The following is a 21,394-nucleotide window of genomic DNA, read 5'->3' on the forward strand; positions in this document are numbered from 1 at the left end:
AATACCCTTACGTCAGACGCTCGCGAGGAGCTCTTTCTTGATCGGAGTTGTTGTCGTTGCCTCTGGCGCTTGCATCGGTGATCGAAGCTCGAAGAAGCGCACGATGAGCCATGCGACCAGGCACATCAGCGAATAGATGACCGCCAGAACGAGGTAGGTTTCGAACTGGAACTGGTTGTAGTCGCGCTCCATGATCAAATGCGCAGTCGCCATGACGTCGGCGGCGCCGATGTACATGACCAGCGCAACGTTATGGATCAGATAGATGACGGAGTTCCCGTAGCCCGGTAGTGCGAAGTGCACCGCTTGCGGGCCGACGACGCGAGTAATTTTCTGCCGGAACGTATATCCAAGGCTATCGGCCGCATCGTGCTGGCCGCGATCGACGGCAAGATATGCAGGCCGCATGACTTCCGACAGATATCCTCCATGGTAGAGGCTCAACCCCACCATGGCAGCCATCGTCGGCGAAATAAAATCTTTGGCGCCGAACAGGATCACCAACAGCGGAAGCCCATAAAACGCGACGAACAGCTGCAGGACGACAGGAACACTCCGGGCATAGGACACGTAGAGGTCCACCAGGTGACTGATCAGTGGCACCCTGCGAACCCGGAGTGTTGTCGCGATGAGAGCCAGACAGAACCCGGAAATGAGGGCCGTAAACGTGATGGCGAGCGTCAGCGGCAGTGCCGAGAGCAACTCGGGAATCATAGCAGATACATCCACTTTGAAACGCTCCTTCTTGCAATTCAACCTTGCCGCTGACTAGCGAATATGGCCCTCGACGGCCGTGCTATTTCATGTACTGGACGATGCCCTCGCCAAACCACTTCTGCGAGAGCTTCTCGATCGTGCCGTCGTCTTTCAATTCCTTGAGAACCTTGTTCACATCGTCAGCCAGAACCTTGTTCTCGTCTGATTTGTGGATCAGCATGTAGGTGTTGTTGCTGAACACTGGTTCGGACGCTACGATATCGAGTTTCTTTTGCTCGATGACGGTCTGCTCACCGAGATTGGACGGCAAGACGAGAGCGTCGAACTTGCCGTTCTGAACTTCGTCGAGCCGGTTCGGGTAGGGAATGCCTGCACTCGATGCCGTGACATCGAGCTTGTATTGCGGGTTTTCTTTCTGCCAGTTCATGATGAACTTGTAGGTTCCACCGCCGGCCGTTGTCGGAACGATCCTCTTGCCGACCAGGTCTTTCATTTCCTTGATGCCGCTGTCTTTCTTGCTGTAGATCTTCATCAGGCTGGCGCCCATAGGATTTTCCGGAATGAAGAACTGCTTGGAGCGCTCGGGCGACTTGTAGTAGCCACCCACCGCAATGTCGTACTTGCCCGTAGCGAGACCGGTTTCCTGGGCAATGTCGGAGACGCCTTCCATTTCGAACTTGTATTGGGGCAGCTTTGCGTTGATCGCCTTCAGAAGGTCGGGCTCATAGCCTTGCGGCTCGACGCCGATCGCGCCCCATGCCAGCGGCTTGGATTCGGCAGACGTAGCGATCTTGATCGTGCGAACGGTCTGGCCATAGCTGACCCCCGCCGTTGCAAGGGCAATCGCGATGCCGCCGGCGATGGCCAGGGCATAGCGGCGAGAGAAATTGGATGTGATTGCAGACATGTCTTGGTTCCCTTGTTGTTGGATTATTGAAAAGCGAGTTCTGACTGCAGGAATTGAGCAAGTCGTGGGCTGGAAGGCGCGTCGAAGATATCAGCCGGGCTGCCATCGGCGGCGACCACGCCACGGTCCATGAAGACGATCCGGTTGGAGATGTTCCTTGCAAATTGCATCTCGTGGGTCACAAGCAGCGAAGTGATCCCTGACGAGGTGACGTCCTTGATCACCTTCAGGACTTCACCGACGAGTTCTGGATCCAGCGATGACGTAGGCTCATCGAAGAGTATCACGTCGGGACGAACCGCCAGGGCGCGCGCAATGCCGGTGCGCTGGAGCTGGCCGCCCGACAGTTGGGAGGGATAGCTGTCTCGCTTCGGGGTGAGGCCGACCCGCTCGAGCTCCCGCAAGGCGATCTCCCGCGCCTCGTCCGCGGACTTGCGCTGCACGACGACCAGTGGATCCATCACGTTCTGCAGGACCGTCATGTTCTTGAAGACGTTGAATTGTTGAAAGACCATCGCCGTTCGCAACCGGATCGCCTGGACAGCGACCTTGTCGGCACGCTGGTAATCCATCCGGATCTGATCGAACGCGATGGTTCCTGACGACGGCTTGGCCAGGTAGTTGATGCATTTCAGCAACGTGGTCTTGCCGGTGCCGCTGGGGCCGATGATCGAAACCACGTCACCCCGCTTTACCGAGAGATTGACGCCGTTCAGAACCTGCGTGCTTCCGTAAGACAGCTTTACAGCTTTGAGTTCAAGCATTTCTGGTTGGCCCTTCGGAAAGTGTGAGACGGACTGCTTCGACCGCATGCGACATCATCACCCGCTCTCTGCATGGCCGAGAACGTGCATCAGCCGGTTTGCCCAGCCGAAGATCGATATGGAGTGGATCAGGTCGATAATCTCGCGGTCGTCCATGCCGACTGATCGAAGCGCGGCGATATCGTCTGCCGTCGCTTCCGACGGGGCCGCCGACAGGCGGCGGGCAAAACTGTAGATTGCAGCATCGCGTGGGCCGAGCGCTTCAGGTTTATCGAGATAGAGCGCGGTGACCACTTCGTCGTTCTTGGTCAGCTCTGCATGCCTGCGGGCGTGAACAACGGCGCAGAATTTGCAGCCATTGACGATGGACGCACCTAATGCACCCAGCTCGCGGTCAGGGCGGGCAAGCCCGCCTTCGACATACATGATTGCGTTGAACAAGACGGTGCGAGCAAGGTAGCTCTCAGGGTCATGCGCAAGGGTGCGCACATATTCCGAAACTTTCTTGGCTGATGGCGTGACCTTCATCGCTTCAAGCTGTTCCGGCGTGGCCTCGGATAGCTCGACCGGCGCTATGTACGGATGCCAATTCAATGGCTTCAGGCGCACCGCGGAAATCATACCGTCCTCAACAATCGCAGGCCGGTTGCCACCCGCGTCTGGAAATTGACGAAGGCGATGAGCTCGGAAAGGGCGACGATCTGAGGATTGTTCAATCCAGCTTGGGCGAGCAGGGCGATGTAGCCCGCTTCCGCCTTTTTCGGTGTCAGCGTAATCAGGTCCACATGGCGTGCGATGGTCGCCAATGGCTCTTCCAAATCCGTTTCCCCCTGGGCTAAGGCCAAAAGCTGCTCAGTCGGATCGAGCTGAGCCAGCTGCTCATCATATTCGGCCATCAGGACCGGATCGGCATTCAGAGCGGCCATGCGACGGGCCAGAGCAACCCGCAAATTAGGCGCAAGCCCTTGGTCGTTTGCTGGCTGCAGGACGGAGAGGCGACATTCCTCGGCCCCCAGCACGAATTCAGGCCGAAACCGACGCGCGCTGAAAAGCGCATCGTCCGGTGATAGACCGGCGGCCTTGTCCATTGCGTCGATCACAGCGCGGCCTCCTTCTCCAACAAGGGTGTTGAATCGACCCATTCGTCGCCCAGAAGTTCGGGCGTGTCGTAAGCGATCAGGTTGGCGAAGTGGGTTTCGACATCTTCGGCAAACAGCGATGCGGCAATGCCGCGGACCAAACGGTCGGCACCCGCGCTGACGGCTGGGATATCACCGGAGACCTTGCCGTGCGTCAGCATGGCGGCGTCGTTGAAGCAGTGGATATGCGACAGCATCGGGCAGGAGCCGGGGACGCGCTCACGAAACTCGAAGGCGGGACCTAGGTCCGGTGCGTCGGACATGCCTGCACGAGCCGGGCCCATATCCGGCCTATATCGGCCATCCGACCAGGTACGGATATGTGGGGCGATCGCCGCAAATTCCGGGCGGCCGCTGAAATCATTTGAAAAGCCGGTTGCCGCGATCAGGAAATCGTAGCGCATCGGCCCCTGCGTGGTTTCCACCAGCAAGGTCCCTGCTTCCTGCTTCACCGCAACTATGCCGCAGTCGAGAAAGAACCGAGCATTGGGGTGCCGAGACACGCGAAGTGTCGATGAACGCGGCGGCGGCGTCTGGGTCGAGGCGGTATAATCGAAGAATTTCCACTTCCAGGCATCGGGCAAGTGATGCATTCCGAGTACAACACCCGGGCTGCCAATGCCGGTCAGCTTGTTGATGCGCGGCATTTCCTTGCGCCTGATCAACATGTCAACAGAGCCGGCTCCCGCCTCGAGCGCCGTTGCGGCATTGTCCATGGACGAGGCACCAGCGCCGATGACAGCGACACGCTTGCCTTTCAGTGTATCGAAGTGGATGTCGTCGGCGGAATGGGCCCAATAGGCGCGATCGACGCCGCTGAGGAAATCGGGCACGGCAAAACCGCCCAAACCGGACCGACCGGTGGCCAGAACGAGACGACGGGTGAGAACCCGGCCGGTTTCCGCGCCTTCGATATCGATCGCAATCAGATCTCCAACAGGTGCCAGTCCGGTCATCCGCACGCTGTTGCGGACCGGCAGGCCGAGAACCTTGCGGTACCAGACCAGGTAGTCCATCCATTGGCCCTTCGGGATTTTGTCCAGCGAACGCCATGCCTCAACGCCCCATTGCGCAGTGAACCAGGCGCGGAACGTCAATTGCGGCAGGCCGAGAGACGGACCGTGCAGGGTCTTCGGCGACCGAAGCGTCTGCATGCGGGCAAAGGTCACCCAAGGTCCTTCGAACCCGGCCGAAGCCGCATCATAGGCCACGACATTGGTTATCCCGTTCAGCACCAGCTTTGCCGCGGCGGCAAGTCCGCACATGCCGGCGCCGATGACAACGACATCACGGACCGGCACGCCGTCGTGCGAACGCGCGGGAACCCATGGCTTGGCGGGCAGTTCGAGAAACTCAAGATCCTGTGCGAGCTGTGCTTCGAGCGCGGCAAGACCTGTCGACGTTGGCGCGGTGGGAGTATGCTTCATATTCCCGTTCCGTGATTTGTGCCGGATGCAGGATCGCTCACCAATTGGCCGGCCAGGGCCGGATCGAGTTTCTTGAAGCCGACGATCGACCGTTCAGCCACCGCCTCGACCGCATCCATCAACGCCTGCGCGACTGGACGAAGGGGGCGTTTTTCGGCAGCAACAACGCCCCAATAAAAAAGGACGGTCGCGTCAATCGGGCGGATGGCGACCCCAGGCAAGGCCACGCCATAAGCGGTGAGGGGATCGATGACAGCGGCTACGCCGGTCCGGCGCACAAGCTGCAACGCGCCATAGGCAGTATTCGTCCGGATCACTGGCCCGGTGTCGATACCCCTGGCGGCCAATGCCTTGGAGACATGCAGTTGGAAACGCAGCGGGTTGAGCAAGGTAGCGACGCGACGGCCGGCAAAGGCCGAAAGCGGTATGACGTCGAGTTCTGCCAGCGGATCGTCCTCCCGCACAGCAGCAACATCGGGCGCCGAATAGAGCCGCAGGACATCCAGGCCGGGCGTATCGAGCGGCAGGCTTGAAAAGCCGATCTCGGCACGACCGCTGCGCACTTCCTGGGCGACGATGGAGGGAAGAAACTGTCCGAGATGTGTCTCGTGCGGAAGCTCGATACCCTTGAGCTCGGCCATGGCCGTCGGGATCAGGCCAGTGCCGATCGCGGAGGTTGTAACAATCTGCAGGATCCGACCCCGGCCGGCGGCGATCATCTTGGCCCGCGCCGCGAGTTCGGTGAAGGACATCAGCAGTCGCCGCGCTTCTTCTTCAAATGCGACACCCTCTTCAGATAGCTGCACCCGTCGGCCGACCCGGTGCAGCAATTCGAAGCCAAGTTCGCCCTCAAGATCCTGAATGGTGCGTGTCACCGCAGGTTGGGAACGCCCGAGCATGTCAGCCGCCTTGGTAATGCTGCCGCTGGCAGCAACCGCAAGGAAGGTCTGAAGGTCCCGAGTTTCCATATTCTCCCTACATGTGAAATCCGTATGATTGACATCGTCTCATTCATTTTTGATATATGTCAAGCGGAAACTAATGTTCGCAGCGGCGCTTGCCGGCTCAGAGCCGGAGCCCTTGATCGAAACGCTGGGGGCACCCGACGTGCATGCAATTCGAAACCTCGTGATGAAAAACTTGTAGGCCGGGACTGCAAGGATTCTCGAACCATAAAGCCTGCAACAGGAGGAATGTTATGCGCGTGAGTATTCTGGGCGCCGGAGCAATTGCCTATGGCCTTGCGGCCTATTTGGCACAATCGGGACACTCGCCAACGCTTTGGTCACCGTCGGGACGCCGCACCAGAACGTTGGCTACTGGCGAATTGTTGAAGGCGACGGGGGATATCGAGGCGACGGTGCCGGTGCGCATTGCCAAGGATTGTAGAGATGCTATCGACCACGCGGACGTGGTGGTGATCGCGCTTCCGGCTTACGGCCACAAGATGGTGATGGACGCCGCCGTCCCTCATCTGGCAGATGGAATTCCGGTCATCATCAGTTCGCATAGTTCGTTCGGGGCTCTGTATCTCTGGAAGCGGTTGGCCGAGCGCAAGATCAGGTTGCCGATCGTCGTTTGGGGCACAACGCTACTGACTGGCCGCCAGCTCGGATCAAGCGAAGTCAATGTCACTTCCATTCGCCGGAAGCTTGATGTTGCGACGCTGCCTTTCGATGCGCTCGACCAAGGGTACGAGCTTTGCACGGCCTTGTTCGGCGATCGTTTCGTCAAGCGGGATGGTCTGCTGGCGATTGCGCTCAGCAACCTCAATCCGCAGAACCATCTGGGAATTGCCCTTCTCAATCTCACACGCATGGAAAAGGCCGAGCAGTGGAGCCAGGGGGGAAATGTCACACCTGCCGTTGGTCGCTTGATCGAGGCTCTGGATGCCGAACGGTTGGCCATCGCTGCCCATTTCGGCATCGCGGTTCGTACGGTCCAGGAACATTTTTCATTATCGTTCCACGTACCCATGAGCACTGTTTCGGAAATGAACCAGGAGATGGATCGTCAAGGTCGCGGCGGGTTTGGCCCGACAACCATCGAGAGCCGCTATATTCTCGAGGATGTTCCGTTCGGCCTGCTACCGACCGCCGTTCTGGGGAAGATCAGCGGAAATCCGGCGACACTCCATGAATCCGGAATTTCCATCTTGTCGGCGGCTTATGGCCGCGACCTCAAGGGAGATAATGACATTCTTCCTGCGCTCGGCATCGAGAAAATGACAAAGACGGATCTTGAAGCCCTTTGCCGCAAGGGGTTTTGATCGCGCTCGCTGCCAATGCGGCGTGATTACGCTTTGGGGAAGCTAGCGCGACTCTCCTGTTACATCATTGCGAGCTGATTCTAACGCCAACGACGTCCGAAGGGGACCAACACAGGTTGGATATTATCAAACTGTGTTGGTCCTAGTTGGCTATTTCACCTGCTTGATCTCCCCCGGCGCCAAACGGCGCCGGATAAGACGTGCCGTATCGATCACATCAAGCGTTTGATGTCGGTGTACGCGCCATTCGTCTTCAGCGTCACGGTGACGTCGGCACCGGTGCGGTTGCGCCAGAACCAACCGTGATTGCCGTCAAAGGCTGCCTCAAGTACGCCCTCGTCCTCTGCAGCCCCGCGTCCCTTCTCGTATGAGATGTTTTCGCCGCCGCCGTCACCATGCGTGTCGAAGTTCACCGCCGCGCCATTGGCTGTCCAAGAGTAGTTTGCCTTTGCGCCCTTGGCCATGACGAGCTTGATCTCAGCTCCTTCGCCGGGCTTGAGGGTGACCGACATTTCGTCCGTCCGCAGTTCCTGGGCAGAGGCGGAGCCAATCACCAGTTCAGCGAAGACGCGCTCCAGAAGACTCGACTGCTGATCTTGGCCTGGCACTGCGGTCGGCGTGCCGTTTTGCAATTCGCGACGGCGGTCTTGCTCGGCCTCTTCGGCGAGTTGTGTCTTGATCTCGCCCATCTCGGTGAGCTCGAGCGCTCGCCCAATGCCGGTGGGATCGATGGCGTATTCGGCCGGCAGTACGATGGTCACCAGGATGGCCGCTGCCGCGACAATGGCGATGAGGGTAGATCGGAGGAGCTGCATGGATGTCGGCAGTTCAGCGCGGGTCGGGATGTCTGTGTTGTACATGGGAGAATTCCTTTTTTGATCTTTACTTGGAGGTTCAGGAGACGACCCAGCCGGTGAGCTGATAGCCGATCAGGACAAACCCGGCGGTCATCATGATGGTGTTGGCGGTGTATGCGTGGCGCCAGAAACTGTCGGTCCGGCGCCAGTAGCCCATGACGATAAGGATAGCAGCGAGCGCCAGAAGCTGACCGACCTCAACGCCGACGTTGAAGGCAAGTAGGTTGGGCACGAGCCCGTCGGGCGAGATGTTGTATTCGATGATCTTCGTCGACAGGCCGAAGCCGTGGAAAAAGCCGAAGATCAGCGTCGCGATTTTGGTGTTCGGCTGGAAGCCGAGCCACCTCTGAAAGGCACCCATATTGTCGAGCGCCTTGTAGACGACCGACAGGCCGATGATCGCGTCGATGATGTAGCTGTTGATGCCAACGTTGAAATAGACGCCGAGCAGCATCGTCGTGGAATGGCCGAGCGCGAAAAGGCTCACATAGATGCCGATGTGCTTCATCCGGTAAAGGAAGAAGATCACGCCGAACAGGAACAGGATGTGGTCGTATCCCGTCACCATGTGCTTGGCGCCGAGATAGATGAAGGGCAGCAGATTGATGCCCGTGATTTCCTGGATATAGCCCTTGTCGCCTTCTGCCACGGCATGGGCGAAAGCAGCCCCGGCAAGAAGTGGGAGGGTCAGGAGAGCAATAAGCATAGGAAGGGCCAACCGCCAGCGCGCGCAAGGCGTGCGTGGCGGACCCTCGTAGAAGGATCCTTGCATGAGAATTCCAATCGTCGTCGTTGAGGATGGCCGCGCTTGCGGCCGCGATCATACGATGACGATCTGCCTGGGAGGGCGCTCAAGCCGGAAACGGATTTCGAGATCGGCAAACGAAGGCGGGTAAACCAGCCAGCTCCGGCCTATAGGCGGTGATGGCTGCGCGAAGCCCGGAAGCGTGCTCGCCGTCTCATGGGTGTGGTCGGCCGGATTGTGGCCGTGGGTATGACCAAAGCTCTGCTCATCGGCTTCGCCATCGTCATGGCTGTGGCCGTGCTTTTCGATCTGTGCTGCCAGCTCTGCGTGACGCGCTGCCTCGGCGGCAGCGAGCGCAGTCGGATTATGCGAGGCCGAACTACCCATTGGGGACAGCAGCACGCCGAGCGTCATCGCGAAAGCGATGACGAGGCGAAAGGCTGCGCTATGGATCCAATTCGGCATGCTTAACGATTATTCTCTAAAATCCTAACGAATGGTTGCGTGCACCAGAATCGAGGCCACTTTGAGGCTTGGAATATCCTCTCTGGGGGGATAGCATCAAGGCATGAATGAGCGTCCCCACGTCCACGAAACCCATCCTGCCATCATCAAGCGGCTGAAGCGCGCCGACGGCCATCTGCGCGGGATCGTGGAGATGATCGAGGCCGGCCGACCGTGCCTCGACATCGCCCAGCAACTTCATGCCGTGGAGAAGGCCATCGCCCAGGCGAAGAAGACGCTGATCCAAGACCACCTCAACCACTGCCTTGAGGACGTCGTCGGACCGCTGGCGCTCGAGCAGCGCCGCTCGATCGACGAGTTCAAAGATATCACCAAGTACCTGTGAGAGACGTCGTCATGGACAAGATACGCGATTGGTTCGGCTTCGGCCCGATGTCACAGGGTTTGGGCGGGCACGGCCATGACCATGGCGAGGGTGGCCATGGCCACACGCACGGCGTCATCGATCCGACGATCGCGACTACGACACGTGGCATCTGGGCAATCAAATGGTCGTTCGTCTTGTTGGCCATCACTGCGGTGCTTCAGCTGGTGGTCGTGTTCCTCTCAGGCAGTGTGGCGCTGCTGGCCGATACAATCCACAATGTCGGCGACGCGGTCACAGCTATTCCGTTGTGGGTCGCATTCGTGCTGGCCCGCCGCAAGCCGAGCAAGACGTTCACCTACGGCCTGGGCCGGGTTGAAGACCTGGCCGGGATCATAATCGTTCTCATCATTCTTTTCAGCGCCATTGTCGCCGGCTACGAAGCGATCGACAGGCTGATCCATCCGAAACCCATCGCGTTTCTCGGCTGGGTCGCGATCGCCGGCCTGATCGGCTTCCTTGGCAACGAGGCGGTCGCCGTGTTCCGCATCCGCGTGGGCCGCGAGATCAACAGCGCCGCATTGATCGCTGACGGCTACCATGCCCGTACCGACGGCTTCACCAGTCTCGCGGTGGTGCTTGGGGCAATCGGCGTTTGGCTCGGCTTTCCGCTCGCCGACCCGATCATCGGCCTTCTGATCACGATCGCGATCTTCGCCATCGTCTGGCAGTCATCGAAGGCGGTTCTGACGCGCATGCTGGACGGCGTAGAGCCCGGCATTGTCGAGGAAATCCATCATGCGGCCGAGCATGTGCGGGGCATCGAGCAGGTCGCCCAGGCCCAGGCGCGCTGGATCGGCCATCGCCTGCATGCCGATGTCGCCATCAAGGTGGCCGACAGCGCGACGGCGAAGGACGTGCTCGGCATAACCGAAGCGCTGAGAGGGGAACTGTTCGATCACCTGCCGGCGCTTTCGGAGGCAAATATCCGCCTGGAGGGCGAAGGCGGACCCGTGGTGGCAGGTTCCGGACACGCTCACCACGCGCCCGATCCGTTCAAGGTCGCTTGCGATCTGGCGTCGGGGACGCTGGAAATCGTCGACACGCCCGCCGGCGAGCGCATGCGCCTCACCATCGACAGCCACGCCGACGATCTCGAGGCGACAGTGATCATCGAACGGCACGAGGGACCCGAGACGCTGCCTCTGGGACCTGTCGCGGGCGATCACCACCGCCTCGAAAGCAGTGTTGCCCCGGCCGAGCCGCACGAGTTCGAGGCAAAGCTGATCCTGACCGTGAAGGACAGGGAACAGATCCTGCCATTCAAGATGGTCGAGCCGGAAGGCCACCATCACTGATCTCACGACTGGCGCGGCACCTTACGCCTCCCACGCATTCCGAGAAGACAGACATCATGCTGGAAGTCCTTGCCGACCGCACCTATCGGCACCTGTTCCTGGCGCAGGTCATCGCGCTCATCGGCACCGGCCTTGCCACAGTGGCGCTGGGGCTGCTGGCTTACGATCTTGCCGGCGCCAATGCGGGCGCCGTGCTCGGCACCGCGCTCGCCATCAAGATGATCGCCTATGTCGGCGTGGCGCCCGTGGCGGCGGCCTTCGCCGAGCGCCTGCCGCGCCGCACCATGCTTGTTTCGCTCGACCTCGTGCGGGCAGCGGTCGCCGTCTTCCTGCCCTTCGTCACCGAGGTCTGGCAGGTCTATGTCCTGATTTTCATCCTGCAGGCGGCCTCGGCCGGCTTCACCCCAACCTTCCAGGCATCGATCCCTGACGTGCTGCCCAAGGAAAAGGACTACACGCGGGCGCTGTCGCTGTCGCGGCTTGCCTACGATCTGGAGAGCGTGGTCAGTCCGATACTGGCGGCGGCACTGCTTTCCGTCATCAGCTTCCATAGCCTGTTCGCAGGCACGGTCATCGGCTTCCTGGCGTCGGCCGCGCTGGTGGTGTCGGTGGTTCTGCCGAGCCCGAAACCCTCTGAGCCGCGCGGCGTTTACGAGCGCACCACACGCGGCATCCGTATCTATCTGGCGACGCCGAGATTGCGCGGCCTGCTGGCGCTCAACCTCGCTGTCGCCGCCGCCAGTGCCATGGTGATCGTCAACACGGTCGTGCTGGTTCAGGCAAAATTCGGCCTTTCCCAGAGCGACACGGCACTTGCCCTTGCCACCTTCGGTGGCGGCTCGATGATCGCGGCGCTGGTCCTGCCGCGGCTGCTGGACAGCATCCCGGATCGGGTTGCGATGTTGTCAGGCGCCGGCCTGCTGGTTGCCGGCGTGTTCGCAGGGCCGTTCGCCATCAGCTATCAGCTGCTCTTGCCGCTCTGGTTCGTGCTCGGGCTGGGCTATTCGCTGGCGCAGACCCCGTCTGGGCGGCTGATCAAGCGCTCGGCCGATCCCGTCGACCGGCCGGCATTGTTTGCCGCGCAATTCGCGCTTTCGCACGCCTGCTGGCTCATCACCTATCCGATCGCCGGACTCGTCGGCGCGGCGATGGGCCTGCCCTTCACCTTTATCCTGCTTGGCGTCATTGGCGCCGCGGCACTCTTTGCCGCGATGTGGTTGTGGCCGCGTCACGATCCCGACGTTCTCAGCCACGCCCATGACGATCTGTCTGACGGGCATTCGCACCTCGAGGACGCCGTCTGGACCGAAGCAGGCTTCGAGCATGCGCATGGTTATGTCGTTAACGATAGGCACCCAAAATGGCCGAAAGCGAGCTGAGCGGCCCCAATGCTGGGAGATGTTGGTGCCTTCGGCGCGCTGTTCCTCACCGCGTTCGCCGCAGCGACAATTCTGCCGCTGCAGTCAGAGGCGGTGCTGGCCGGCCTGCTGCTGGCCGGAAGCCAGTCACCGGCGGCGCTGATCCTGGTCGCGACGATCGGCAACGTGCTTGGTTCGGTTGTCAACTGGCTGCTCGGCCGCTGCATCGACCGCTTTCGCGACCGCAGATGGTTTCCGGTCAAGCCCACTGCGCTCGATCGCGCCGCGGCGCGCTACCGCCGTTACGGACGATGGAGCCTGTTGCTGAGCTGGGTTCCCGTCATCGGCGATCCGCTGACGATGATGGCCGGTGTTCTGCGCGAGCCGCTCTGGAGCTTCGTTGCGATCGTCACGATGGCGAAAGCCGGCCGCTATCTCGCGCTCTCGGCGGCGGTGCTGAACTGGCTGTAGGCCGCAACCGCGACCAAGTGGGTCGCTGGGGTAAAACTCTCAAACGGTTTTCCGACTTTATGTCTTATGTCTATACAAATTAGCAAGCGTGCACATGATCGTTGCCAATCAAACAAAAAGGGGAACTAACATGATGACTCTCGACCGCCGCAATTTCCTGGCCTCCACAGCCGGCCTGGCCTTCATTGCCGCGTTTCCGCGCGCCGCGTACTCGGAGGGGCATGAAACGTTGAAGGTCGCCATTGCCGCCGAAACCGGCGATCTCGACCTGCTGCAAAACGTCTCCACCCTGAGTTCCTACACGGTCGTGTTCGACGCCCTCATACACTATGGCCAGGACGGCGCGCTCGAGCCCGGGCTCGCCACCAAGTGGGCTGTCGCCGACGACCAGCTTTCGATCGCCTTCGACCTGCGCGAAGGTGTTGCCTTCAGTGACGGCACGCCCTTCGATTCGACCGCCGCCGAATGGAATCTCAAACGCTGGCTGGGCGTCGCGGATTTCTCATGGATCGGTGTATCCGACGCATTCGACAGCATCGTCACCGATGGACCCAGCAAGTTGACGATCAAGCTAAAGCGTCCGGTGCCCGCCGCCTTGCTGGAGCTCACCATAGTGCGTCCGGTGCGCTTCCTGTCGCCGAAGGCGGTCGACGCCGGCGGCAAGCAGACCGCTCCGGTCGGCACCGGACCGTGGATCGTCGAAAGCTACGATTCCTCCGGCACCGTGCTGGTGCGCAACGACAAATACTGGGGCGAGAAGCCACTGTTTGCTCGCATGGAACTGAAGGTGGTTCCCGACGAACTCGCCCGCGCCAACGCGCTGCGTTCCGGCGACCTCGACGTGATCGGCGGCGACTGGGTGGCGACGCTGTCGCCGCGCCGCGCCCGCGCGCTTGAAAAGGACGGCATGAAAGTGGTGGCCGAGGCCGGCACCGCAACCATGCTGCTCGGTTATTCGCCGAAGGCCAAGATGATGGCCGACAAGGCCGTGCGCGAGGCCATCTATGTCTCGCTCGACCGCGCCGCGATCGCCAAGGTGTTGTTCGAAGGCTACGCAGATCCGGCGGCGGATCTCTTTCCGGCCAACGTGCCTTCCTCGGGCAAGCGGCATAACGTGCCGGTACGCGACGTCGCCGCGGCCAGGAAAATCCTTGCCGATGGCGGTTGGAGCGAAAGCGGAGGCGCCTGGAGCAAGGAAGGCGCGCCGCTGGCGATCGATTTCCTCGTATCGGAGGAATCGCTGCCGGGTTCGCGCCGCATCGCCGAGATGATCCAGGGTCAGCTGTCCGAGGTCGGCTTCCAGGTTCAGGTCTCGTCAGTCGACAACGCCACCATGCACGACCGTCGCCCGGCGTTCGAATATGATCTTGCCTTCTTCACCACCTATGGCGCGCCCTATGATCCGCACGGCACGCTCGGCAACGCGTTCGTATCCACCGCCGACAGCGGGCCGGACGGCAAGATCTATGTTTCCCCGGAGCTTGATGGCGTGGTCAAGGCCGCGCTCGAAGCGAGCGGCGACGAACGCGAAGCCAAGATGCAGGCGCTCTACGACTGGCTGCACGACAACCGGGCGATCTGCCCGCTCGTTGTCAGCCAGCGGCTGTGGGCGCACAATCCTCGCGTCGAGAACTTCGCGCTTCCCGCGACGGACTACGACCTGCCGTTCAAGGCGATCACGCTGAAGGCCTGAACGCCTCGAACCTCCTGGGGGAGTTCCGATGAGACGCACGATTCTGCGAAGGATGTTGCTTGCCTGTCTGCTTGTCGTGGCGGCATCGGCATTGACCTTTACCCTGGTTGCCGCGGCGCCGGGCAACGTCGCCGCGCTCATGGCCGAGCGTGCGGCAGGCCCGGGCGCGGATGCCGAAATGATCAAGAAGATCGGCGAGGACCTCGGGCTCGATGATCCGCTGCCGGTCCGCTACGGCCGATGGCTTTTCAGCGCCATCACCGGCGATCTCGGCGTCTCGCTGCGCACCGGCAAACCGATCGCGCAGGAATTCGCCGCCAGAATCCCGATGACAGCGGCGCTGCTTGCGGGCGGCGGCATTCTCGCCTTTTTCCTGTCGCTGGCGCTCGGCGTTGCCGGTGCGGTCAGCAATGGTGGCGCGTTGGACCGGTTCCTCCACGCCTTCTCGCTGGTCGGCGCCTCGACGCCGAACTTCTTCGTGGCGGCGCTGCTGGTCATCGTCTTTTCGGTGATGCTGGGCTGGCTGCCCACCTTCGGCGTCAGCGGCTTCACCTCGTGGCTCTTGCCGTGGGTGACAATCGCCCTGTTTCCGGCATCGGTGCTGAGCCGCGTCGTCCGCGTCAACCTCCAGGAGGCCATGTCGCGACCCTTCGCCACGACGGGCTTCGCGAAGGGCTACACGAGGACACAGGTGCTGATGCGCGAGGCTCTGCCCAACATCGCCATCCCGTTCCTGACCACCTTCGGCGCCCAGTTCACGCTGATGATCATCGGTTCGATCGTGGTTGAAACGGTGTTTGCGCTGCGCGGCGTCGGCGCCTTCTTTATCGATGCAATCCGCTTCCGCGACTTCGTCGGCATGCAGTCGGTTCTGTTGCTGTTCGTGGTGTTCTTCGTTGTCGTCAACCTGATGGTTGACGTGATCTGCATGTTTGTCGACCCGCGCATGCGTAGGGCGAGAGGAGCTTGATCCGATGAACATGTCCTTGTTCAGGAGCATGAAGGACTGGCCCTGGCTGGTGCTGCTGCCAGTCGTCTTCTTTGTCGCGGTCGGTGTGCTCGGTCCCTCGATCATGCCTTACGATCCCGGCGCGCAAGACTACGACCTCACGCTTGCGGGACCGAGCTGGGCTCACTGGCTGGGCACCGACTATCTCGGCCGCGATATTCTGAGCCGCATCATCGGCGGCGCCCGCATATCGCTGGTGGCGATGGTGATCGTGCTGGTGGCTGCACTTGCCATCGGCGTCAGCATCGGTTCGTTTGCCGGTTATGTCGGCGGGCGCGTCGAGCTGGTGTTGATCAGCCTCATCGACATCGCGCTGGCGCTGCCAAGCCTGGTGATCGCGCTGGCGCTGATCGGCATTCTCGGCACCGGCTACTGGTCGATGATCACGGCGCTGACGCTGGCGTGGTGGGCGAACTATGCCCGCATGAGCCGCGCCGTGGTCACCGCCGAATTGCAACAGCCCTATATCGAAGCGGCAAGGGTGATGGGCGCCAGCCATCTGTGGATCTTTGTGCGCCATATCCTGCCGCATGTCCTGGCCCTCGTCGTGGTCTATGCCAGCGCCGATGCCGGCGCCCTTGTCCTGGCCATCGCGACGCTGAGCTTCCTCGGCCTGGGCGTCGCGCCGCCGGCGCCGGAATGGGGCCAGATGCTGGTCGACGGCATGAGCTACATCGAGGAATACCCAAGGCTGGTCGTCCTTCCGGGCCTTGCGCTCACTTTGGTGGTGGTCAGCTTCAATCTGCTGGGCGAGACCTTCGCGTTGCAAAAGGTGCCGAGGCCGGTGCGCGGCGGTTTGCTGCGCAAGCGTCGCAAGGCGCGCGCCCTTGAGGAAGCGGAGCGGAACGCCGTCGAAACGGGAACAGCCGCGCCATGAGCGACGAGCCGATCTACTCCATAGAAAACATGGTCATTGATCTCTACGCCACGACCGTTTCCGTGCGCGCGGTCGATGGGGTGTCGTTCAACGTCCGTCCCGGCGAGACAGTCGCCGTCGTCGGCGAGAGCGGTTCGGGCAAGACCGTCATGACGCTTGGGCCGCTCGGGCTGCTGCCCGAGGGCGTCACCGTCGATATCAAGGGATCGGCGCGAGCCGAAGCGAGCGAACTGGTCGGAATGGAGTCCAGGCGCTTGTCTGACCTTCGCGGCCGCTATTTCGGCGTCATTTTCCAGGACCCGATGAGCGCGCTGAACCCGATGCTGAAGATCGGACCGCAACTGGCGCGCCAGGCGCGCCGCTTTGCCAATCTCTCGCATGCGGATGCCCGCAAGGAAGCGGTCTCGCTGCTCGCCCGCACCGGCATCCCTGACCCGGAAGACCGCTACGATCGCTATCCGCATGAAATGTCTGGCGGCATGCTGCAGCGCGCCATGATCGCACTGGCCCTGGCAAGCCGGCCGCGCGTGCTGATCGCCGACGAGCCGACCACTGCGCTCGACGCCACGGTGCAGGCGCAGATCCTGGAGCTCATCCGCCAGATCCAGCGCGAGGAAGGCATCGCGGTCGTGCTGATCACGCATGACATCGGCGTCGTCGCCTCGGTCGCGGACCGGGTCATGGTGCTCTATGCCGGGCAGGTGGCGGAGGAGGGGATCGCGATGGATGTGCTGACGCGGCCGACGCATCCCTATACACGCGGGCTGCTTGCCTCTGTACCGGATTTCCGCGCCGACGAACGCGCCGCGACCAAGGAAATACCAGGTTTGCCGCCGAACCAGATCAGGCTGGAGCCGGGCTGCCGTTTCGCTGCCCGCTGCGAACTGGTTGAGCCCGAATGCCGCGTGCATCGGCCGCCGCTCCAGACGATCTCGACGGGCGGGACGCCGCACAAGGTGGGATGCCCGGTGGTGCTGAGGCGGGAAGGGATAGCAATCCATGGCTGACATTGCGGCGATTGAGGTCAAGGGCCTGAAGGTCCATTTCGCCAACCGCTCCGGCACAGGCGCCGTGCGGGCGGTCGACGGCATCGACCTGACCATTCCGCGTGGTGCCTTCCATGGCATCGTTGGCGAATCCGGTTGTGGCAAGACCACGCTGGCTCGCAGCGTCGTCGGCCTGCAGAAGGAGACTGAGGGTACGGTGCTGATCTCCGGGCGGGATCGCGCCCAGTGGCTGAAGTCGGACCGCAAATCGTTCAGCCGCGAGGTCCAGTTCGTCTTCCAGGATCCGCTGGGCTCGATGAGCCGTCGCCAGACCGTCTACCAGACGCTGGAAGAGCCGCTGCAGATCCATCGCCTCGGATCTCCGGCCGAGCGCCGGCGCCGTATCGGCGAGCTGCTGGATCTGGTGGCGCTGCCAGCGACCGTGCTCGACCGCCTGCCGCGTTCGCTTTCCGGCGGCCAGCGCCAGCGCGTTTCGATCGCTCGCGCGCTTGCGCTGAAGCCATCGATCCTGGTTTGCGACGAACCGCTCAGCGCGCTTGACGTTTCGATCCGGGCGCAGATCGTCAACCTGTTCACATCATTGCAGAAACAGCTTGGCCTTACCATCGTCATCGTTGCGCATGACCTGGCGATCGTGCGCGAGGTCTGCTCAAACGTGACGGTGATGTATCTTGGCCGCATCGCGGAAGCCGGCGTGACGCGGCCGCTGTTTCGCGAGCCGGCCCATCCCTACAGCCAGGCACTGCTTTCGGCGGTTCCTTCGCCGGATCCTCGTATCGAGGCCGGCCGTCGCCGAATCATCCTCGCGGGCGACCCTCCAAGCCCCAGCGCGCCGCCACCGGGATGCCGCTTCAACACCCGCTGTCCTGTGGCGATCGATGTCTGCGGGACCGAGGAGCCGATGTTGCGCTCGGTGCCGCATGGCGGGGTCGCGGCCTGCCACCTTGCCGACGCGAGCGGCGGCCGGTGATTTGAGTGCCGACTTGATCTGCCCTCGTTGCCCGCTACTTCAGGCCGCCGCCGGCTTCGTGACGGGTGGCCAGCTATGGGTCTCCGCCTTGCGTCGTGAGGCCCAGGCATAAAGCGCATCGTAAATGACGAAGCCGTGCTTCAGGATCTCGTGGTCGTCGGGCGTCACGTCCCGCAGCCCCATGGAGATCGCGAGCAGTCCTGCAGACTGTGGCGTGAGATCGTGCCGATCCGTGTCGGCGCCGCGCACGATCGCGGCAATGGTCACGATCGCCGGGTCGCGATCGAGGCCGAATTTCGAGACGAAGGTGTCGAAGCTGCAACCGTCGCCGACATGGGTGAATTCGACGCCGGGCACGTCGTAGGGTGTCGCGCCCGCTTCCTGGGCAACACGGATCACCTGATCAGGTGCCGCGAACAGGAAATCAGGTTCCTTGTCGATGAAGCGTGCAATCAGCCAGGGGCAGGCGATGCGGTCGATGACCGGGCGTTCACGGGTAACCCATTTCATGACGCAATCCTTTCTTCGCTCATCACCAGAGGGACGGTTGGCGCGCCGATGGCGTGCCAGGCGGCGATGCCGCCTGAGAGCGCCGTTGCATCGACGCCGCGGCGACGCAGTTCGGCGACTGCGTCGCCGCTGACCTGGAAGCCGTACACGCAATAGACGATGACAGGCCTGTCCCTCGGCAGTTCATCGGCCCAATCGGCAATGGTCTCGGGAGCGCGGAGCTTGGCGCCCGGCAGCATATCGCTGCGTTTTGCCAGATCGTCGGCCAGGCAGACGTCGAGCACGACCAGATCTTCGCCCTGGTCGAGTCGGGCCCGCAGTTCCTCTGGCGCAACAGTTGGAACCTTATTGTCCGATGCAGGTCCTGTTGAAGGATCGCGCTGCGCGACAGCCCGCCGGTGGCGGGCGGCAACCCGCTCCCAATGGATGTTCTTCATGAACGCGTCGACATAGGCGCCAGCCTTGGCGCCAAAATCGAGGTGGTAGGCATGTTCGTACATGTCGAGCGCGAGGATCGGCATGCCGCCGGCGAGACAATTGGTGTGATCCGCCGCCCATTGAATCGTCAGCCGATCGCGGCGCTCCGACCAGGTCAGCAGCGTCCATCCCGAGCCTCCGGCCTGCGCCTTAGCACAAGCCATGAACTTGGCGCGCCATGCCGCCACGCTGCCGAAGTCGCGCTCCAGTGCTGCGGCAAGATCGCCTCCGGCATCGCCGGAACCACCGAGCCCATCGAAATAGATCTCGTGCAGGATCGCCGAATTTGCCGCGACCAGCTCTTCGCGCTTCAACCCGTTGATGTCGAAGACGGGTGCTGCGCCCCAGTCGAGTTCATCGAGCCGCTGTTCGATAGCGTTGAGGCGGCGAACCGCACCGCCGTAATTGTTTTCATAATGGCTGGCCAGCAGGCGTTCGGACAGTCCGACGAGCCTGGGCGGCTTGAACGGCAGCGGCATGATCTGGTGCGGCATTGGATTTCCTCGCTCGGCGGCACGGCCCATCCGTGAGCAGGCGCACGTTATGCCCAAACGAGAAATGATACAAGTGTTGCATCTTGCTCAGGCGTTTGATACGGGTCACTTATGGGCGAGAGGGAATCGATCCCAGCTGCGCCGGGTATTCCACCAAGGACGAGGAGCGAACCATCTGCGGCTGAACCGCAGTCCTCAGGGGCGGCACGCCTTGGGTGGTTGCCACCACCGATGTCGCTTCCGAAAGGCCCGCGGTCACCTCGACGCGACCGTTGTCGGTGACACCAGCCTTGATGGCGAGGCGTGTGATGCGATTGTCCGTGACTGTGTACACGAAGGTGCCGTCGCCATTACTTCCGGGGCCTCCATTCCTGCCGGACGACGTTCGAGGGGCGCCACATGAGCTTTCTTTCTTCGCCCGGAAGTGCGCTGGGGCGCTTCGACAACCGACGATGAGCTTCGCCCGCATATGATTTGCGCATGAGCCATGATACAAGTGTTGCATCTAATTCAGTCCATGATACGGTTCACTTATGAGTGAGGGGCAATCGCAGGAGCAGCGCTGGCTGCTCCTGATATATCAGCTGCCAAGCAAGCCCGCCTATTTCCGGGTGAAGATCTGGCGACGGTTGCAAGGCATCGGCGCGGTCGCAGTCAAAAGCACCGTTTACGCCCTGCCGGCCAATGCCGAGATGCAGGAGGATTTCGAATGGCTTCTGAAGGAGATCGTCGCCGGCGGCGGCGAGGCCATGATTTGCGAGGCGCGCCTTGTCGACGGTCTGTCGGACGCGCAGGTGCGGGCGATGTTCGACGCGGCCCGTGATGCCGACTATGCGGAGATCGCTGGGGAAGCGCGCGAGCTGGCTGCAGCGATTGGGGCCGACGCGACATCGGAAAAACACGCAGAAGCGCGTCCGCAACTTGGTCGCTTGCGCAAGCGGCTCACTGAAGTGGTGATGATCGACTTTTTTGGTGCCAGCGGTCGCCTCACGATCGAGGGACTGATCGCCGAACTTGAAACACAGCTTACAGAGGACAAGGCCATGACCAAGGAACCGAAGAAGGCCGCCGAGCCGAGCGAGCTCAAGGGCCGAATCTGGGTCACGCGCCGGGACGTGCATGTCGACCGCATCGCCTGCAGTTGGCTGATCCGCCGGTTCATCGATGCTGACGCGATCATCCGCTTCGTAGCGGGCAAGGGATACGTGCCAAAGGAGGGGGAATTGCGCTTCGACATGTTCGAAGGCGAAATCACCCATGAGGGCGATCGCTGCAGCTTCGAAGTTCTGCTTACCCGCGCCGGCATCAATGATCCGGCACTCCAGGCCATCGCCGAGATCGTCCATGACATCGACCTCAAGGACAACAAGTTCGGTCGCGAGGAGGCGACTGGGATTGCCAGTCTGATTGCAGGCATCGCCATGGCGAACGAGAGCGACGAACAGCGGATCGCGCAGGGCGCTCCTGTCTTCGACAACCTCTATCAGTATTTCCGCAAGAAACGCGGATGACCGCA

23 protein-coding genes are annotated in these 21,394 nt (G+C 61.7%); 11 read left to right on the plus strand and 12 right to left on the minus strand.

The annotated features are described in order from the left end of the window. Positions 1-12: 12 nt before the first annotated feature. From NKH35_RS00510 to NKH35_RS00540, 7 genes are all read right to left on the minus strand, one after another. A complete protein-coding gene (locus NKH35_RS00510; protein WP_352913080.1) occupies positions 13-729 on the minus strand; it encodes an amino acid ABC transporter permease in 717 nt (238 codons plus the stop codon). A gap of 67 nt (positions 730-796) precedes the next feature. Then, complete coding sequence (locus NKH35_RS00515; protein WP_023817332.1) at positions 797-1,624, minus strand: transporter substrate-binding domain-containing protein; 828 nt, start codon at positions 1,622-1,624, stop codon at positions 797-799. A gap of 23 nt (positions 1,625-1,647) precedes the next feature. Further along, complete coding sequence (locus tag NKH35_RS00520) at positions 1,648-2,388, minus strand: amino acid ABC transporter ATP-binding protein (protein WP_023711067.1); 741 nt, start codon at positions 2,386-2,388, stop codon at positions 1,648-1,650. Positions 2,389-2,445: 57 nt separating this feature from the next. Further along, positions 2,446-3,009, minus strand: coding sequence for a peroxidase-related enzyme (locus NKH35_RS00525; RefSeq protein WP_023711068.1), 564 nt, complete (start codon positions 3,007-3,009; stop codon positions 2,446-2,448). Continuing rightward, complete coding sequence (locus NKH35_RS00530) at positions 3,006-3,488, minus strand: CMD domain-containing protein (RefSeq protein WP_023711069.1); 483 nt, start codon at positions 3,486-3,488, stop codon at positions 3,006-3,008. The genes NKH35_RS00525 and NKH35_RS00530 overlap by 4 nt, the downstream gene beginning before the upstream one ends. After that, complete coding sequence (locus NKH35_RS00535; protein WP_023711070.1) at positions 3,485-4,954, minus strand: NAD(P)-binding domain-containing protein; 1,470 nt, start codon at positions 4,952-4,954, stop codon at positions 3,485-3,487. Before NKH35_RS00535 ends, NKH35_RS00530 begins: the two co-directional genes overlap by 4 nt. Beyond that, positions 4,951-5,922: a LysR family transcriptional regulator gene (locus NKH35_RS00540; protein WP_023711071.1), complete on the minus strand. Its 972-nt coding sequence runs from the start codon at positions 5,920-5,922 to the stop codon at positions 4,951-4,953. Before NKH35_RS00540 ends, NKH35_RS00535 begins: the two co-directional genes overlap by 4 nt. Before the next feature lie 230 nt (positions 5,923-6,152). On the opposite strand from NKH35_RS00540, the gene NKH35_RS00545 reads away from it, so the two are divergent. Continuing rightward, positions 6,153-7,223 (plus strand): NAD/NADP octopine/nopaline dehydrogenase family protein, encoded by a 1,071-nt coding sequence (locus NKH35_RS00545; protein ID WP_023711073.1) that lies wholly within the window; start codon positions 6,153-6,155, stop codon positions 7,221-7,223. A 212-nt stretch (positions 7,224-7,435) separates the two neighbouring features. Here the strand turns inward: NKH35_RS00545 and NKH35_RS00550 are convergent, their stop codons facing one another. The 3 genes from NKH35_RS00550 to NKH35_RS00560 all read right to left on the minus strand — a co-directional run bounded on the left by NKH35_RS00550 (position 7,436) and on the right by NKH35_RS00560 (position 9,290). Continuing rightward, a complete protein-coding gene (locus tag NKH35_RS00550) occupies positions 7,436-8,083 on the minus strand; it encodes a hypothetical protein (protein ID WP_023711074.1) in 648 nt (215 codons plus the stop codon). A gap of 34 nt (positions 8,084-8,117) precedes the next feature. After that, the gene (locus NKH35_RS00555) at positions 8,118-8,786 is read right to left on the minus strand and encodes a HupE/UreJ family protein (RefSeq protein ID WP_050588606.1); all 669 of its coding nucleotides are present in this window, start codon (positions 8,784-8,786) and stop codon (positions 8,118-8,120) included. A 114-nt stretch (positions 8,787-8,900) separates the two neighbouring features. Further along, positions 8,901-9,290, minus strand: coding sequence for a hypothetical protein (locus NKH35_RS00560; RefSeq protein ID WP_032910829.1), 390 nt, complete (start codon positions 9,288-9,290; stop codon positions 8,901-8,903). Positions 9,291-9,393: 103 nt separating this feature from the next. Between NKH35_RS00560 and NKH35_RS00565 the strand changes: the two genes are divergently transcribed. The 9 genes from NKH35_RS00565 to NKH35_RS00605 all read left to right on the plus strand — a co-directional run bounded on the left by NKH35_RS00565 (position 9,394) and on the right by NKH35_RS00605 (position 18,397). After that, on the plus strand, positions 9,394-9,675 hold the full coding sequence (locus NKH35_RS00565; protein WP_023669876.1) for a metal-sensing transcriptional repressor: 282 nt from the start codon (positions 9,394-9,396) through the stop codon (positions 9,673-9,675). Between the two features lie 11 nt (positions 9,676-9,686). Beyond that, complete coding sequence (locus NKH35_RS00570; RefSeq protein ID WP_023711077.1) at positions 9,687-11,012, plus strand: cation diffusion facilitator family transporter; 1,326 nt, start codon at positions 9,687-9,689, stop codon at positions 11,010-11,012. A 56-nt stretch (positions 11,013-11,068) separates the two neighbouring features. Beyond that, entirely contained in the window at positions 11,069-12,391 is a 1,323-nt protein-coding gene (locus NKH35_RS00575) for an MFS transporter (RefSeq protein WP_023711078.1), read from the plus strand. 9 nt (positions 12,392-12,400) lie between these two features. Next, positions 12,401-12,841, plus strand: a complete 441-nt coding sequence (locus NKH35_RS00580) for a YqaA family protein (RefSeq protein WP_031199202.1) — start codon at positions 12,401-12,403, stop codon at positions 12,839-12,841. A gap of 130 nt (positions 12,842-12,971) precedes the next feature. After that, a complete protein-coding gene (locus NKH35_RS00585) occupies positions 12,972-14,534 on the plus strand; it encodes an ABC transporter substrate-binding protein (RefSeq protein ID WP_352913085.1) in 1,563 nt (520 codons plus the stop codon). Positions 14,535-14,562: 28 nt separating this feature from the next. Continuing rightward, positions 14,563-15,504 (plus strand): ABC transporter permease, encoded by a 942-nt coding sequence (locus NKH35_RS00590; RefSeq protein WP_023711081.1) that lies wholly within the window; start codon positions 14,563-14,565, stop codon positions 15,502-15,504. Between the two features lie 4 nt (positions 15,505-15,508). After that, complete coding sequence (locus tag NKH35_RS00595; protein ID WP_023711082.1) at positions 15,509-16,420, plus strand: ABC transporter permease; 912 nt, start codon at positions 15,509-15,511, stop codon at positions 16,418-16,420. Then, complete coding sequence (locus NKH35_RS00600; RefSeq protein WP_023711083.1) at positions 16,417-17,427, plus strand: ABC transporter ATP-binding protein; 1,011 nt, start codon at positions 16,417-16,419, stop codon at positions 17,425-17,427. Before NKH35_RS00595 ends, NKH35_RS00600 begins: the two co-directional genes overlap by 4 nt. Continuing rightward, positions 17,420-18,397, plus strand: coding sequence for an ABC transporter ATP-binding protein (locus tag NKH35_RS00605; protein WP_352913087.1), 978 nt, complete (start codon positions 17,420-17,422; stop codon positions 18,395-18,397). Before NKH35_RS00600 ends, NKH35_RS00605 begins: the two co-directional genes overlap by 8 nt. A 39-nt stretch (positions 18,398-18,436) precedes the next feature. Here NKH35_RS00605 and NKH35_RS00610 read toward each other — a convergent pair whose 3' ends face one another. Together NKH35_RS00610 and NKH35_RS00615 are read right to left on the minus strand one after the other, a co-directional pair. Continuing rightward, the gene (locus NKH35_RS00610; protein WP_023669885.1) at positions 18,437-18,907 is read right to left on the minus strand and encodes a chromate resistance protein ChrB domain-containing protein; all 471 of its coding nucleotides are present in this window, start codon (positions 18,905-18,907) and stop codon (positions 18,437-18,439) included. Beyond that, a complete protein-coding gene (locus NKH35_RS00615; protein WP_023669886.1) occupies positions 18,904-19,878 on the minus strand; it encodes a Fe-Mn family superoxide dismutase in 975 nt (324 codons plus the stop codon). The genes NKH35_RS00610 and NKH35_RS00615 overlap by 4 nt, the downstream gene beginning before the upstream one ends. Positions 19,879-20,411: 533 nt before the next feature. On the opposite strand from NKH35_RS00615, the gene NKH35_RS00620 reads away from it, so the two are divergent. Further along, the gene (locus tag NKH35_RS00620; protein WP_023669887.1) at positions 20,412-21,389 is read left to right on the plus strand and encodes a chromate resistance protein ChrB domain-containing protein; all 978 of its coding nucleotides are present in this window, start codon (positions 20,412-20,414) and stop codon (positions 21,387-21,389) included. Positions 21,390-21,394 lie beyond the last annotated feature (5 nt).

This window comes from Mesorhizobium sp. M1143 (genome assembly GCF_040318435.1).
In the GTDB taxonomy this organism is placed as follows: Bacteria; Pseudomonadota; Alphaproteobacteria; order Rhizobiales; family Rhizobiaceae; genus Mesorhizobium.

Coding starts and splice junctions, on each gene's coding strand:
- NKH35_RS00570 (WP_023711077.1), top strand. CDS start 9,687: ATGGACAAGATACGCGATTGGTTCGGCTTCGGCCCGATGTCACAGGGT.
- NKH35_RS00550 (WP_023711074.1), bottom strand. CDS start 8,083: ATGTACAACACAGACATCCCGACCCGCGCTGAACTGCCGACATCCATG.
- NKH35_RS00560 (WP_032910829.1), bottom strand. CDS start 9,290: ATGCCGAATTGGATCCATAGCGCAGCCTTTCGCCTCGTCATCGCTTTC.
- NKH35_RS00620 (WP_023669887.1), top strand. CDS start 20,412: ATGAGTGAGGGGCAATCGCAGGAGCAGCGCTGGCTGCTCCTGATATAT.
- NKH35_RS00585 (WP_352913085.1), top strand. CDS start 12,972: ATGATGACTCTCGACCGCCGCAATTTCCTGGCCTCCACAGCCGGCCTG.
- NKH35_RS00610 (WP_023669885.1), bottom strand. CDS start 18,907: ATGAAATGGGTTACCCGTGAACGCCCGGTCATCGACCGCATCGCCTGC.
- NKH35_RS00595 (WP_023711082.1), top strand. CDS start 15,509: ATGAACATGTCCTTGTTCAGGAGCATGAAGGACTGGCCCTGGCTGGTG.
- NKH35_RS00540 (WP_023711071.1), bottom strand. CDS start 5,922: ATGGAAACTCGGGACCTTCAGACCTTCCTTGCGGTTGCTGCCAGCGGC.
- NKH35_RS00535 (WP_023711070.1), bottom strand. CDS start 4,954: ATGAAGCATACTCCCACCGCGCCAACGTCGACAGGTCTTGCCGCGCTC.
- NKH35_RS00555 (WP_050588606.1), bottom strand. CDS start 8,786: ATGCTTATTGCTCTCCTGACCCTCCCACTTCTTGCCGGGGCTGCTTTC.
- NKH35_RS00565 (WP_023669876.1), top strand. CDS start 9,394: ATGAATGAGCGTCCCCACGTCCACGAAACCCATCCTGCCATCATCAAG.
- NKH35_RS00575 (WP_023711078.1), top strand. CDS start 11,069: ATGCTGGAAGTCCTTGCCGACCGCACCTATCGGCACCTGTTCCTGGCG.
- NKH35_RS00590 (WP_023711081.1), top strand. CDS start 14,563: ATGAGACGCACGATTCTGCGAAGGATGTTGCTTGCCTGTCTGCTTGTC.
- NKH35_RS00615 (WP_023669886.1), bottom strand. CDS start 19,878: ATGCCGCACCAGATCATGCCGCTGCCGTTCAAGCCGCCCAGGCTCGTC.
- NKH35_RS00545 (WP_023711073.1), top strand. CDS start 6,153: ATGCGCGTGAGTATTCTGGGCGCCGGAGCAATTGCCTATGGCCTTGCG.
- NKH35_RS00525 (WP_023711068.1), bottom strand. CDS start 3,009: ATGATTTCCGCGGTGCGCCTGAAGCCATTGAATTGGCATCCGTACATA.
- NKH35_RS00600 (WP_023711083.1), top strand. CDS start 16,417: ATGAGCGACGAGCCGATCTACTCCATAGAAAACATGGTCATTGATCTC.
- NKH35_RS00520 (WP_023711067.1), bottom strand. CDS start 2,388: ATGCTTGAACTCAAAGCTGTAAAGCTGTCTTACGGAAGCACGCAGGTT.
- NKH35_RS00605 (WP_352913087.1), top strand. CDS start 17,420: ATGGCTGACATTGCGGCGATTGAGGTCAAGGGCCTGAAGGTCCATTTC.
- NKH35_RS00580 (WP_031199202.1), top strand. CDS start 12,401: ATGCTGGGAGATGTTGGTGCCTTCGGCGCGCTGTTCCTCACCGCGTTC.
- NKH35_RS00515 (WP_023817332.1), bottom strand. CDS start 1,624: ATGTCTGCAATCACATCCAATTTCTCTCGCCGCTATGCCCTGGCCATC.